The organism is Micromonospora sp. WMMD723 (assembly GCF_049863385.1).
In the GTDB taxonomy this organism is placed as follows: Bacteria; Actinomycetota; Actinomycetes; order Mycobacteriales; family Micromonosporaceae; genus Micromonospora; species Micromonospora wenchangensis.
Map to the genome: position 1 here is coordinate 5,342,298 of NZ_JBMKNR010000001.1, position 13,247 is coordinate 5,355,544.

Sequence of the window (13,247 nt, forward strand, 5' to 3'; positions counted from 1 at the left end):
GCAGGGCTGATACCCGCCGTCACGCCGTTCGCACCCGTGGGGCCGGGCGGGCCGTGCCGGTGTCCCGGGCCCCGAACTCGGGATGCCGCAGCAACCAGGCCAGGTAGTCCGGGTGCGCGGCCAGCGAGTCGGAGTACGCGGCGACCGCGTCGTCCAGCACCGCCTCGGCGACCCGGGCCGCCGGGGATTCCGGGTGCCAGCCGAGCAGCAGCCGCCAGCGCAACGGGGTGCCGGCCAGCCGCCGGGTCACCAGGCCGGCGACCGGGCGGAAGGTGGCCTGGCACAACGCCACCGCCTCGCCGGCGTCGACCAGATCCATGCAGCCGCGCACGTCGGTCTCGTACACCTTGCGGGGGGTGAACCCGGCGCGGGCGCAGGCGGCGGCGAAGCAGTCGCCGAAGCAGCCGTCGCCCGGGGCGGCCACCCACTGCTCGTGGCGCAGGTCGGCCAGGCCGACCTCGTCGCGGTCGGCCAACGGGTGGGCGGACGGCAGCAGCACCAGCACCGGATCGACGGCCACCTCCCGCCAGGCCAGCCCGAACTCCGCCGGCGGGGTGGCGTCGCCGCACACGCCGGTCAGCGCGAAGTCCAGCCGGCCACCGGCGACCAGCGCGGCCAGCTCGTCGGCCGACCACGACGCGTACGTGGTGATCTGCGCGTGCGGCTGCTCGGCGGCGAGCCGGTGCACCAGCCGGCCCAGGATCGGGCTGTTCACCCCGCCGAACCGGTACCGGCCGAGGGCGTCGTCGGCCCCCGCCAGCCGGGCCGCCTCGTCCTGCAGGCCCTTCATCGCCGGCAGCAGCACCCGGGCCCGGGACAGCACCAACTCACCCAGCGCGGTCGGCCGGGCACCCCGCCTGTCGCGTTCGAACAGCGGACCGCCCAGCGCCCGCTCGATGCGCTGAAGCTGGGCGGTCAGGGCCGGCTGGGCCAGGCCGAGGGTGGACGCGGCCTTCGTCACGCTGCCCGTCTCGGCGATAGCGCAGACCACCCGGAGGTGACGCAGCTCCAGATTCATATGGTGACGGTATGGCCACACGTCGATAGACGGAAGGCCCCGGACCGAACCGGGCCGGTGAACCTGACGGATCGGGGTCGGTCGATCACTGTCGCGGGCGGCGGTTCAGGTCGGCCAACTGGGTACGCCGACCGGTCACCGCGTCGCGCAGCTTGTCCACCACGCCGACGGCCGGTTCGACGATCCGGTTCCACGGCGGGGTGGCCGGGGTGCCCGGATGCGGCCGGGTCGGCGCCGCCTCCTCGGCGATCTCCCACCGGTTGCCCAGTCGGATCAGCTCCGCGTCGGAGGCCACCTCGCGCAGCGGGGTGACCAGCTCGGCCACCGCGGTGACGTGCCGACGGACCTGGGCGGCGACGTCGGCGAGCGTCGGGTCGTCCGGCCCGCCGAGGGCCTTCAGCGCGGTCAGCAGCGCCGCGTCCGCCGCGATCTCCCGCTCCACCCGGGCGGTGGCGTCGGGCAGCGCCGCGCGGACCGTGGGCAGCAGGTACTGCTCCTCGGCCGACAGGTGCCGCGACACCATGGCGGTGAGCACCTGGAGCACCTCGCGCCGCCGGTCGGGCGCCACCGTGGCGTCGGTGACCTCGTCGACCAGGGCGAGCAGCTGCCGGTGTTCGGTGTCGGCGAGGTCGGCCATGCTCCGCCCACCCGGACGGTAGGCGTCGTCGGCGGACGGCGGCAGCGGCGGCAGGGGAACGGCGGACATGACGTCCTCCTCGGCGGGGGCCGGCGCGGGTCGCCGGCCGGTGCGACGGGCGGAACGGGGACGTCAGCGCCGGTACCCGTACCCGGTGATCGGCAAACCGGGACGGCGTTCGCGCCGCCCACGGCCCGGTCGGCCGGCACCCCGCCGCCGGGCGGCACCGGGTGGTCGCCGCCGGGGCGGCCGGGCCGTTCGCGGCCGGGCCGGCGACTGGTAGAAAGAGGCGATGACGAGCGATGCCGCCTCCGCCGCGCCCGACCCCACCGCCGAGGTCGTCGACCTCTGCCGTGACCTGCTGCGCATCGACACCACCAACACCGGCGACAACGACACCAGCGCGGGCGAGCGCCGGGCCGCCGAGTACGTCGCGGAGAAGCTCGCCGAGGTCGGCGTGACCGCCGAGATCCACGAGTCCGCGCCGGGCCGGGCCAACCTGATCGCCCGCATCCCCGGCACCGACCCCGGCCGCGACGCCCTGCTCGTGCACGGCCACCTGGACGTGGTGCCCGCCGACGCCGACGAGTGGTCGGTGCACCCGTTCTCCGGGGAGGTCCGCGACGGCTACCTGTGGGGCCGGGGCGCGATCGACATGAAGGACTTCGACGCGATGGTGCTGGCGGTGGTACGGCACTGGCAGCGCACCGGCGTCCGCCCGCCCCGCGACATCGTGCTGGCCTACACCGCCGACGAGGAGGCGGGCAGCGACTACGGCGCGCACTTCCTCGTCCAGCAGCACCGGGACCTCTTCGACGGCTGCACCGAGGCGGTCGGCGAGGTCGGTGGCTTCTCCTACTCGATCAGCGACGCCCAGCGGCTCTACCTGATCGAGACGGCCGAGAAGGGGCTGGACTGGGTGCGGCTGCACGCCAAGGGCCGCCCCGGGCACGGCTCGTTCGTCCACGACGACAACGCGGTCACCGCGCTGGCGGAGGCGGTGGCCCGGATCGGGCGGCACCGGTTCCCCCTCACCGTCACCCCGACCGTCCGGGCGTTCCTGACCGAGCTGTCCGACGTGCTCGGCGTCGAGCTGGACCCGGACGACCCGGAGACCGCCATCGCCAAGCTCGGCCCGATCGCCAACATCATCGGCGCGACCGTCCGCAGCACCGCCAACCCGACCCGGCTGGCCGCCGGCTACAAGGACAACGTCATCCCCGGCCGGGCCACCGCCACCATCGACTGCCGCAGCCTGCCCGGCCAGTCCGAGCTGCTGGAACGGCAGCTACGTGAGCTGGTCGGCCCGGACATCGAGATCGAGTACATCCAGCGCCAGCCCGCCCTGGAGACGACCTTCGACGGCGACCTGGTCGACGCCATGTCGGCGGCGTTGCGGGCCGAGGACCCGGGTGCCCGCCCGGTGCCGTACATGCTCTCCGGCGGCACCGACGCCAAGGCGTTCGCGCAGCTCGGCATGCGGTGCTTCGGTTTCGCCCCGCTGCGGCTGCCGGCGGATCTCAACTTCTCGGCGTTGTTCCACGGCATCGACGAGCGGGTACCGGTGGACGGACTACAGTTCGGCGTGCGGGTGCTCGACCGGTTCCTCCGCAACTGCTGACCGGACCCGGTGCCGCACCTCCCCCCATGTCTCGAAGGGACAGCCTCATGACCGACCAGCACGGTGAGCTGGACGCCGCCCTGGAACGCGTGATCGACGCGGCCCGCGCCCACCTGACGGCCGTGCGGGCCGCGCAGGGTCGGATCGACGACGACGACGTGTGGCAGGCGTACGTGGCGTTGAACAACGCCTCCTTCGCCTACGACGAGCAGCTGCTCGACGCGTTCGGCGAGGTCACGCCCTGGGACGTCGAGTCGATCGACCCGGACGAGGCCGACGAGCGGTTCGGCGGGGCGGCCGGGGACGCCGCGGCCACCGACCCGCACCCGCAGGTCATCTCGGTGCGCCAGCGCCGCGACTACCGGGTGCCCAGCGTCTCGGCGCTGCTGCGGGTCGCCGAGGTGGCCCGCCGCGAGGGCACCCCCGAGGACGACGAACCGGCGCCGGTCGAGGGGGTCGGCGAGGCGGTGCTGGAGCTGTTGCAGAGCGGCGACGGTTCGCTGTCCGCCCTGGACGTGCCGGAGCTGGAGCCGCTGGACGGGGTGGTGATGGTCAGCGAGGTCGGCACCCCGGTCGATCTGGAGTCGTTCGACGACGACGACCCGGTGGGCCCGTTCACCCCGGCCGCCGACGACCGGCTGGTGGGCCGGCTCGACGAGCATCCGTTCCTCGACGAGGACGACCACGACCACGCCGGGCACCAGCACTAGGCGGCGGCCGGGGTCGCCCGGCGGCACCACCGGGGTCGCCCGGTGCGGGCCGGCCGGCGGCCCCGGACCACCCGGGGCACTCCCCGGGCGACGGCCGGTGCCGCCGCCTGGGGTCAGTAGGACAGGCCCGGTTGGGGTTGGTTGACCCGGCGGCGGCGCAGCACCACCTTGCGGGTGCCGTCCCGGAACAGCTGCACCCGGGCCAACTCCCACCCGGAGAACTCCGCCTGGATCGCCAGCTGCGCCGCGGCGGTCAACCTGTCGACGTTCGGCGGCAACCGCAGCGGCGCGTATTCGTAGTCCATGGCACCTATGCTGCCCAGCCCGACGGCCCCGCGCCACCCTTTGGCCGGTGCGCCGCGCCACCCCGGCACCGCCGGTCAGACCGCCGCGCAGTCGGTCGCCCCGTGCTGCCAGGAGTGGTCGTAGCGGCCGGCGAGCCGTTCGACGAACTCCTCGACCGCCCGCTCGTCGAGGGAGTCCAACCGGTCCAGCCGCTGCCAGGCGGTCAACCCGATGCCGTGGCCCAGCGCCGGATAGGGGGCCACCACCACGTCCCGGGGATGGCGGCGGCCGATCCGCTCCAGCTTCTCGACGTCGCCAGGCGGCACGTCCGGGGCGTACTGCACCAGCACGTGCCCGTGTTCCAGGGCGTGCACCTGGAGTTCCTCGGGCACCGCGTCGCGGTAGACGCCGGGCACGACGACCCGGGGGGAGTGCGGGCCCGACGTGGGCGGCACCGTCCGGTACGGCTCGTGCGGCGCCCCCTCGTACGCGATGTGCCGGTCGCCCTCGAACGGTTGCGCCGTGCCGGGCAGCCGGTCGCAGGGCAGCGCGGTGTCCCCGCCGAGCAGGTTGACCAGCACCCCCACCCCGAGGCTTGACATGGTCGCCACACTGAGCACGGTGACCACCACACTGACCACCGGGCCGAGCCATCTGCGGTTCACGTGGCCAACCTTCCGGCGCGGTAACGATTACGGACGATCACCCCGAGTGGAAGCAGGATGTTGAGCGAGGCAAATGCGGCCAGCGCAATTCCCTCCCACCAGTAGGCACTGCCGAACGGTGCGCCGGTCAGCACTCCCGCGGCCCACCCCAGGGTCACTTTCGCCCCCGGTAGCAGAAAATGGATGGCGAACCAGACCATCCAGATGACCCCGGCGACATACAACAATCGGTACCAGCGGGACACCCGCAGATCCCGGGCGTGCGCGTCACGCAGCACGGCACGTTCGGCCGGGGTCAGCCGGCGAACCCATTTCTTGAGGCTGAGCCGGGTCACCTCGTGCAGGTTGCGGCAGCCGGTCGCCGTGGCCATCACCAGGTACATGTCGGTACGCAGGTAGGCCAGCGTCTGGAAGGCCAGCTTGACGGCCTGGCTGAACACCACCATGGCGAGGAACCGCACCATTTCCGGCGGCAGCTCCAACCAGCCCCGTGACCAGGCGAAACGTGGTGCGACGGCGGCGAACAGCAGGATCCCGTCGATGGCCATGCCGGCGAGGAAGGGGCCGTAGCGGCGTTCCGGCGGCAGCGCCCAGAGCCCGGTCAGGTCGGTCTCCAGCACCGGGAAGATCCCCCGGCGTTCCAGCCGCAGCTGCGACCGGACGCCGACGGCCGCCCCGGCGAACGCGTGCCACGCCTCGTGCACCACCGTGAGCAGGGCCACCGTGACGTTGGTGATCAGCAGGCTGAGCACCACGTCCGGGAAGATGAAGGTGTCCTCGTAGGTCGGCAGCAGGGACGGTTCGGCGACGAACATCGCCAGCGTGGCGACCAGCGCGCCGACGTACACCGTCCAGGCCACCCGGCCGAACAGCGGCCGGACCAGCCGGGCCGGGATGCGGGACACCGACCAGGGGCGGGCCTGCACCGGCGGTGGCCCGGTGTCGGACTGTGGCCGGATGATGCCCGCCTCGACGAGCACCTCGACGAAGTCCAGCGCGTCGACCGGTTCACCGGTCTCACGTTCCACCTCGTCGGCGGCCTCGGCGACGCTGCGGCCGGCCGCGAACAACGCGACCAGCCGCGCCCCCACCTCGGGCACCACCACGAAGTTTCCGCTGGCCAGGTCGCCGACTACGTACTCGTCGTCCTCCTCCTGGCGGACCACCAGGTGCGCCACCGCGGGGCGGCTGTCCAACCCGAGCACGGTCACCGTTCCTCCTGGAACCAGCCGCAGGTGTCGCACTTCACGCCGGGCCGGGGCTCCACCACGTAGTGGTAGGTCAGGTCGGTCAGGCTCAGGTGGAACATCCGGCCCCGGGTGGTCGTCGGGATGCCGGCGAGGTGGTAGACGACGTCGAGGGCGGCCAGGTGCCCGGTGAGGTTGGCGGTGGGGGCGATCACCGCGTGCCCGGTGAATCCGAACAGCTCCTCCGGCTCGCTGCCGTACTCCTCGCGCAGCCGGTCGGTGACGCTCGGCAGGCACGCCTCGCAGCAGGTCTGACCGGGCACGAACAGGCCGATCACCGCCATCGGGCCGGCGTACTGGGCGAGCATCCAGGCCGTGCCGGTGGCCAGGGAGGCCCGGTTGGTCCACTCCCGGATGGCGTGCCGGGGCTGGTCGGCGCAGAGCACCAGCAGGTCGCGGTCGCGCATCAACGCCGCCACGTCCGCCGTCGAGTCGACCCGGGCCTCCTCGCCGGTGACCGTGACGTGGGAGTTCATCCGGCGTAGCCGGGCCACCGCGGCGTCCACCTTGGCGGTGCCGATGTCGTCCTCGGTGTAGAGCAGTTGCCGGGTCAGGTTGCCCGCCTCGACCACGTCGAAGTCGACGCAGTGCACCGTGCCGACCCCGGCGGCCACCAGGGAGGCGGCCACCGCCGACCCGGAGCCGCCGAGCCCCAGCACGACGACCCGGCCCGCCTTGAGCCGGGCCTGCACCTCGTAGCGGGAGGTGCGCGGGGTCAGGTCCACCCACGCGTGGTACGTCAACGCCCGGTCGTACCGGTCGACCTCGGCGGGGCTCAGCTCGGGCGGGGGCGGCGCGGCGGCGTCCTCGACGTACCCGGCGTCGATGATCGTCTGCATCGCGTCGGTCGCGTCCTGCGCGGCCATCTCCGGGCGTACGGCGAGCAGCGCGGCGACGATCTCCGCCCGGGTGCGGGTGCCGTCCATCAGGCGCAGCAGCTCCCAGAGGCTGCCGTCCTCGTCGTCGATCTCCGCGCCGATCCCCAGCTGCCTACCACCGATGTTGATCAGGGTCGGTTGGAGCCGTACCGGCTTGTGGATGCCCTTGATCCGGGGCCGCTGCATCGGGCGAAGACCTCCTGGAGAATGGCCGGCCGGGGCGCGGCACGCCGCGCCCCGGCCGAAACGGGGTGGGTCAGCCGCAGACGTCGTTGCGGCAGCCCGGCTCGCTGATGATGGCGACGGTGGTCTCGAGCCGCTCGAGCTTGCGCACGACGACCTTGGCGGGCTTGCGCTTGACGTCGGTCTTACGGTCCACGGGTCCTCCAACGAAATGGGAGAAACGGCGCGGCGGGGGTCGCTCGCGCCGCAATCATTAGAGCACCGTCATTGGTCCGCCACAATGTTTGCGGCGGCCGGATCAGACGGTTTTCGCCGGGCCGAATCTCTTTCCGGACAGGCCCACCGAAAAGCGGACGCCGAAACCCGGGCCAACAACACCAGGGGGTTCTAAGCCACCTATTCGGACGGAACAACGCAAGCGGCCTGAACCAATTATGGGGGAGTGGCAGTTGGTAAAGGACGATCGGTGGAATTGACACGCACCGGTGTGCTTTTGGTCCGGTCCGCCACCTTGTGCGCCGGCGGCGGGATCAGCCCTCGCGCTCCGGGTAGCCGACCGGCACGGCGGACACGTCGTCCAGCGCCGTGGTGATCTCCTCCGGCAGGGTCATCCGTTCCACCTGCAACGCGCCGAGCAGCTGCCCCACCGTGCGGGCGCCCAGCACCGGCGCGGTCACCCCCGGCCGGTCCCTGATCCAGGCCAGCGCCACCTCCAGCGGCGACACGCCCAACCCGCCGGCGGCGATGCTCACCGCCTCGACGATGCTGGAGCAGCGCGGCTCCAGGTAGGTGGCGACGAACGCCTCGAAGTGGGCCGAGGCGGCCCGCGAGTCCGCCGGGCGGCCGTTGCGGTACTTGCCGGTCAGCACCCCCCGCCCCAGCGGCGACCAGGGCAGCACACCCAGGCCCAACGCGGCGCAGGCCGGCAGCACCTCCCGCTCCACCCCCCGCTCCAGCAACGAGTACTCCACCTGGGTGGCGACCACCGGGGCCCGCCCCGGCCAGGCGGCCTGCCAGGCGGCGGCGCGGGCGGTCTGCCAGCCGGAGAAGTTCGACACCCCGACGTAGCGGACCCGGCCCGAGGCGACCGCGTGGTCCAGCGCGGCCAACGTCTCCTCCAGCGGGGTGTCCGGGTCGTAGCCGTGCACCTGCCACAGGTCGACGTGGTCGGTGCCGAGCCGGCGCAGCGAGGCGTCCAACGTCCGCAGCAGGTGCCCGCGTGAGCCGTCCCGCCGCCGGCCGCTGCCCGGCCGCAGCCCCGCCTTCGTGGCGATCAGCACGTCCTCGCGGGGGACCAGGGTGCCCAGCAGTGACCCGAGCACCGACTCGGCGTCGCCGTCGGCGAACACGTCGGCGGTGTCGACCAGGTTGCCGCCCGCGTCCAGGAAACTCTTCAGCTGGGCCGCCGCGTCGTCGGCGTCGGTGTCCCGGCCCCAGGTCATGGTGCCGAGCGCGAGCCGGGAAACCGCCAGCCCGCTTCGGCCGAGCGGTCGCTGTTGCATGGGTGAACCTTATTTCGAACGCGGCGCAACCGATATCCTCGCTCCCGGCATCTCTGCCTGTCGCGTCGCCGATCCGACCGTCACCGGCGCCCGCGACGCCACGGCGTGCACCGGATGCGCCGGTCCGGTCGCTGGCTGTCCACCCGCTCGGGCGCGGCCCGACCACCCACCCCGCCCGGCGTCCGGACGGACGGCCCCCGGTGGCGAGCCGGTGGGCGGCCGGCCCCGGGCCATTGCGTAACCTGATGCGACCTGTGGTGCGGGATGGGGAGGATCAGTGCGACTCGGGCTCAGCCTCGGATATCAGACGGCGTGGAGTACGCCGGCGGACCACCTGGCGCTTGCCCAGGAGGCGGACCGCCTCGGCTACTCGGTGGTGTGGGCGGCGGAGGCGTACGGCTCGGACTCCCCGAGCATGCTCGCCTGGATGGCCGGGCAGACCGAACGGATCGACGTGGGCAGCGCGGTGATGCAGATCCCCGCCCGTACCCCGGCGATGACCGCGATGACCGCTGCCACCATCGACGCGCTCTCCGGCGGCCGGTTCCGGCTCGGCCTGGGCGTCTCCGGCCCGCAGGTCTCCGAGGGCTGGCACGGCGTCCGGTTCGCCAAGCCGCTCGCCCGCACCCGCGAGTACGTCGACATCGTCAAGTTGGCGGTGGCCCGCAAGGAGGTCGCCTACGCCGGCGAGCACTACACCCTGCCGCTGCCCGACGGCCCCGGCAAGGCGCTGCGGCTGGGCTTCCACCCGCCGCGCGAGCACATCCCCATCTACCTGGCCGCCGTCGGCCCGAAGAACCTGGAGCTGGCCGGCGAGATCGCCGACGGCTGGCTCGCCGTGTTCTACGCCCCCGAGTTCGCCGACGAGCAGCTCGCCTCCGTCAGTGCCGGCAGGGCGAGGGCCGGCAAGGAACTGGCCGGGTTCGACGTGGTGCCCTCGGTGCCGGTGGTGGTCGGTGACGACATCGCCACCTGCGCCGAGCTGGTCCGCTGGTACGCCGCCCTCTACGTCGGCGGCATGGGCAGCCGGCAGCAGAACTTCTACAACCAGCTCGCCACCCGGATGGGCTACGCCGACGCCGCCCGCGAGGTGCAGGACCTCTACCTCGCCAAGCGGCAGCGCGACGCCGCCGCCGCGGTGCCGATGGAGTTCATCGACCGCACCTCGCTGCTCGGCCCCAAGGAACGCATCGCCGAGCGGATGCGGGAGTACGCGGCCGCCGGGGTGACCACCCTGTCGGTCACCCTGTTCGTGGCCGACCGGGACAGCGGCGTGCAGACCCTGCGGACCGTCGCCGAGGCCCTCGACCTCTCGGGAGTCGGCGAGTGACCTGGGTCGAGGCCATCGTCCTGGGCATCGTCCAGGGGCTCACCGAGTTCCTTCCGGTGAGTTCGTCGGGGCATCTGCGGATCACCTCGGCGATCTTCTTCGACCGGGACGCGGGCGCGTCCTTCACCGCGGTCACCCAGCTGGGCACCGAGGCGGCCGTGCTCATCTACTTCGCCAAGGACATCTGGCGGATCACCCGTACCTGGCTGGTGGGGTTGCGGGACCGCTCGGTGCGCTCCAGCCTCGACTACCGGATGGGCTGGTACGTGATCGTCGGCTCGATCCCGATCGGGCTGTTCGGTTTCCTGTTCAAGGACCAGATCCGCACCGCCGGGCGCAACCTGTGGGTGGTCTCCACCACCCTCATCGTGTTCGCCTTCGTGCTGGCCTTCGCCGAGTACTGGGGGCGGCAGACCCGCACCCTGGTGAACTTCCGGATGCGCGACGGCATCGTGATGGGCTTCGCCCAGGCGATGGCGCTGGTCCCCGGGGTGTCCCGCTCCGGCGGCACGCTCACCGCCGGCCTGCTGCTCAACCTGACCCGGGAGGCCGCCGCCCGGTACTCGTTCCTGCTGGCCATCCCGGCGGTGGTGATGTCCGGCATCTTCAGCGTCGGGGACGTCTTCGAGCCGGCCGCCCCGGGCACCTCGGTGCCCTCGGTGGCGCAGATGGTGGTCGCCACGATCATCGCGTTCGGCATCGGCTACGCGGCCATCGCCTGGCTGCTGCGCTACGTGGCACACCACACCCTGTACGTCTTCGTGCTCTACCGGGTGGCGCTCGGCACCCTGGTGCTGGCGTTGCTGCTCACCGGCACGATCAGCGCCACCTGACCGTACGCCGGCCGCCGGCCCCCGACACCACCCGAGGTGTCGGGGGCCGGCTGCGGTCCGGCTGCCCCTAGGGTGGTGGCGTGGCGACCCTTCTGCTTCTGCGACACGGCCGGACGACCGCGAACGCCGACGGCGGGCTGGCCGGCCGCCAGCCGGTCGAGCTGGACGACACCGGGCGGGCCCAGGCGGAGGCGGTCGGTCAGCGGCTGCGCGGCCTGCCGCTTTCGGCGGTGGTGACCAGTCCGCTGATCCGCTGCCGGCAGACCCTCCAGCTGGCGCTTCCGCAGGCCACCCCGGTGGTCGAGGACGGGTTGATCGAGTGCGGCTACGGCGCCTGGGAGGGGCAGCCGCTGAAGAAGCTGGCCAAGGAGAAGCTCTGGCCGGTGGTGCAGCAGCACCCCAGCGCCGCGGTCTTCCCCGACGGGGAGTCGATGGCGCAGATGTCGGCCCGCGCGGTCGCCGCGGTACGCGCCTGGGACGCCCGGATCACCGCCGACCACGGACCGGAGGCGGTCTGGCTGGCGTGCAGCCACGGCGATGTGATCAAGGCCATCGTCGCCGACGCCCTCGGCGTGCACCTCGACCTGTTCCAGCGCATCGTCGCCGATCCGGCCTCGGTCACCGCGATCCGCTACACCCCGCTGCGGCCGTTCCTGGTCCGGCTCAACGACACCGGCGGTGACCTGGCCTCCCTGGTGCCGCCACCGGCCAGGCGGCGGCGTCGGGCGACCCGGTCGGCCGACTCCGACGCGGCCGTCGGCGGGGGCGCGGGCACCACCGGCTGAGCCGGCCCTCCGGGGCACGTCGGCCGCCGGGCGCGGGCCACACCGTTTCGCCCTCGGCTGATTCGGCGTCGGTGCCTTGCGCGACCGTTCCACGCTCCGGATAGGGTCGTGGGTATGACCCACCAGGTGCACGCCTTCGAGCCGCCCGAGCGGTTCGTCGCCGGGACCGTCGGGCCGCCCGGGGAGCGCACGTTCTTCCTCCAGGCCCGCGGGGGTGGCCGGCTGGTCAGCGTCGCGCTGGAGAAGGTGCAGGTGTCCCTGCTCGCCGAGAAGCTGGAGGAACTGCTCTCCGAGGCGCAGCGCCGCTTCGGCGTCGAGCTGCCGGAGTCGCCGGTGTCCGTCGGCGACAACGACCCGCTGGACAATCCGGTCGACGAGGAGTTCCGGGTCGGCACCCTCGGGCTGGCCTTCGACGTGGACTCCGCCACCGTGGTGATCGAGGCGATCGCCGCCGGTGAGGCGGAGGCCGAGGTCGAGCTGGGCGACGACGAGGTCGACGAGGACGACGACGATGACGAACCGGACGAGGACCTCGACCGGCTCCGGGTGCGGCTGACCCCCGAGGCGACCCGCGAGTTCATCGAGCGGGCCCGCCGGGTGGTCAACGCCGGCCGTCCGCCCTGCCCGCTGTGCGGCCAGCCGCTCGACCCGGCCGGGCACCTCTGCCCCCGGCACAACGGCTACCACCGGTGACGTCGTCGGAGGTGCAGCGCCAGGATGCCAGCGCCGCGCTCCGGCTGCTGTGCGAGGGTGAACTGGAGCTGGAGGGTCGGCTCGTCGACGCCTCCAACACCACCCTGCGGGCCACGCTGACCCTCGACGGCCGTACCGCCCGGTGCGTCTACAAGCCGGTGCGCGGCGAGCGCCCGCTCTGGGACTTCCCCGACGGCACCCTCGCCGGCCGGGAGGTCTCGGCCTACCTGGTCTCCCGGGCCACCGGCTGGGACCTGGTCCCGCCGACGGTGCTGCGCGACGGGCCGCTCGGGCCCGGTTCGTGCCAACTCTGGATCGACGAACCGGACGACGTCGAGCCGCTGGTCGGGTTCGTGCCGGCCGAGGCGGTGCCACCACGCTGGTTCCCGGTGGCCGCCGCCCGCGACGACGACGGCGCGGCGTACGCCCTGGCCCACGCCGACGACCCCCGGCTGGCCCGGCTGGCCGTGCTGGACGCGGTCATCAACAACGCCGACCGCAAGGGCGGGCACGTGCTGGCCGGCGCGGACGACCGGATCTACGGGGTGGACCACGGGGTCTGCTTCCACGTCGAGGAGAAACTGCGGACCGTGCTGTGGGGCTGGGCCGGCCGGCAGCTCCCCCCGGACGCGGTGCAGGTGCTCGACGCCCTCGACGGCCAGCTCACCGGCGACCTGGGGGAGGAGTTGGCCGAGCACCTAACCCTCGGCGAGGTCGCCGAGGTGGCCGCCCGGGTACGGCGGCTGCGCGACACCGGCCGGTACCCGCTGCCGCCGCAGGACTGGCCGGCGATGCCGTGGCCGCCGATCTGAGCCGTTGTCGTGTTGATCACCCGGGCGGTTCCTCCCGGCGGCCGGGCG

Annotated in this window: 15 protein-coding genes; 7 read left to right on the plus strand and 8 right to left on the minus strand. The window is 73.2% G+C overall.

Annotation, left to right across the window (positions count from 1 at the left end):
- Positions 1 to 19 precede the first annotated feature (19 nt).
- Both ACN261_RS23185 and ACN261_RS23190 read right to left on the minus strand, forming a co-directional pair.
- A complete protein-coding gene (locus ACN261_RS23185; protein ID WP_204924509.1) occupies positions 20 to 1,018 on the minus strand; it encodes a LysR family transcriptional regulator in 999 nt (332 codons plus the stop codon).
- Positions 1,019 to 1,103: 85 nt separating this feature from the next.
- The gene (locus ACN261_RS23190) at positions 1,104 to 1,724 is read right to left on the minus strand and encodes a hemerythrin domain-containing protein (RefSeq protein WP_421481764.1); all 621 of its coding nucleotides are present in this window, start codon (positions 1,722 to 1,724) and stop codon (positions 1,104 to 1,106) included.
- A 223-nt stretch (positions 1,725 to 1,947) separates the two neighbouring features.
- On the opposite strand from ACN261_RS23190, the gene ACN261_RS23195 reads away from it, so the two are divergent.
- Positions 1,948 to 3,276, plus strand: coding sequence for a M20/M25/M40 family metallo-hydrolase (locus ACN261_RS23195; protein WP_421481765.1), 1,329 nt, complete (start codon positions 1,948 to 1,950; stop codon positions 3,274 to 3,276).
- A 47-nt stretch (positions 3,277 to 3,323) separates the two neighbouring features.
- Positions 3,324 to 3,986 (plus strand): hypothetical protein, encoded by a 663-nt coding sequence (locus ACN261_RS23200; RefSeq protein WP_302743412.1) that lies wholly within the window; start codon positions 3,324 to 3,326, stop codon positions 3,984 to 3,986.
- 113 nt (positions 3,987 to 4,099) lie between these two features.
- Here ACN261_RS23200 and ACN261_RS23205 read toward each other — a convergent pair whose 3' ends face one another.
- The 6 genes from ACN261_RS23205 to ACN261_RS23230 all read right to left on the minus strand — a co-directional run bounded on the left by ACN261_RS23205 (position 4,100) and on the right by ACN261_RS23230 (position 8,746).
- A complete protein-coding gene (locus ACN261_RS23205) occupies positions 4,100 to 4,291 on the minus strand; it encodes a DUF5703 family protein (protein WP_088646215.1) in 192 nt (63 codons plus the stop codon).
- 75 nt (positions 4,292 to 4,366) lie between these two features.
- On the minus strand, positions 4,367 to 4,936 hold the full coding sequence (locus ACN261_RS23210; protein WP_421481766.1) for a DUF3105 domain-containing protein: 570 nt from the start codon (positions 4,934 to 4,936) through the stop codon (positions 4,367 to 4,369).
- Positions 4,933 to 6,147, minus strand: coding sequence for a hypothetical protein (locus ACN261_RS23215; protein ID WP_421481767.1), 1,215 nt, complete (start codon positions 6,145 to 6,147; stop codon positions 4,933 to 4,935). Before ACN261_RS23215 ends, ACN261_RS23210 begins: the two co-directional genes overlap by 4 nt.
- The gene (locus ACN261_RS23220) at positions 6,144 to 7,247 is read right to left on the minus strand and encodes a ThiF family adenylyltransferase (protein ID WP_425852101.1); all 1,104 of its coding nucleotides are present in this window, start codon (positions 7,245 to 7,247) and stop codon (positions 6,144 to 6,146) included. Before ACN261_RS23220 ends, ACN261_RS23215 begins: the two co-directional genes overlap by 4 nt.
- 70 nt (positions 7,248 to 7,317) lie before the next feature.
- A complete protein-coding gene (locus ACN261_RS23225) occupies positions 7,318 to 7,440 on the minus strand; it encodes a hypothetical protein (RefSeq protein ID WP_255470009.1) in 123 nt (40 codons plus the stop codon).
- Between the two features lie 334 nt (positions 7,441 to 7,774).
- On the minus strand, positions 7,775 to 8,746 hold the full coding sequence (locus ACN261_RS23230) for an aldo/keto reductase (RefSeq protein WP_363654298.1): 972 nt from the start codon (positions 8,744 to 8,746) through the stop codon (positions 7,775 to 7,777).
- Positions 8,747 to 9,023: 277 nt separating this feature from the next.
- Between ACN261_RS23230 and ACN261_RS23235 the strand changes: the two genes are divergently transcribed.
- The 5 genes from ACN261_RS23235 to ACN261_RS23255 all read left to right on the plus strand — a co-directional run bounded on the left by ACN261_RS23235 (position 9,024) and on the right by ACN261_RS23255 (position 13,199).
- Complete coding sequence (locus ACN261_RS23235) at positions 9,024 to 10,076, plus strand: LLM class F420-dependent oxidoreductase (protein ID WP_421481769.1); 1,053 nt, start codon at positions 9,024 to 9,026, stop codon at positions 10,074 to 10,076.
- Complete coding sequence (locus ACN261_RS23240) at positions 10,073 to 10,909, plus strand: undecaprenyl-diphosphate phosphatase (protein ID WP_194822007.1); 837 nt, start codon at positions 10,073 to 10,075, stop codon at positions 10,907 to 10,909. Before ACN261_RS23235 ends, ACN261_RS23240 begins: the two co-directional genes overlap by 4 nt.
- Before the next feature lie 80 nt (positions 10,910 to 10,989).
- The gene (locus ACN261_RS23245; RefSeq protein WP_425852104.1) at positions 10,990 to 11,694 is read left to right on the plus strand and encodes a histidine phosphatase family protein; all 705 of its coding nucleotides are present in this window, start codon (positions 10,990 to 10,992) and stop codon (positions 11,692 to 11,694) included.
- Positions 11,695 to 11,808: 114 nt separating this feature from the next.
- Positions 11,809 to 12,387, plus strand: coding sequence for a DUF3090 domain-containing protein (locus ACN261_RS23250; protein WP_357926740.1), 579 nt, complete (start codon positions 11,809 to 11,811; stop codon positions 12,385 to 12,387).
- Entirely contained in the window at positions 12,384 to 13,199 is an 816-nt protein-coding gene (locus tag ACN261_RS23255) for an SCO1664 family protein (RefSeq protein ID WP_421481772.1), read from the plus strand. Before ACN261_RS23250 ends, ACN261_RS23255 begins: the two co-directional genes overlap by 4 nt.
- The last annotated feature ends 48 nt before the right edge of the window (positions 13,200 to 13,247 follow it).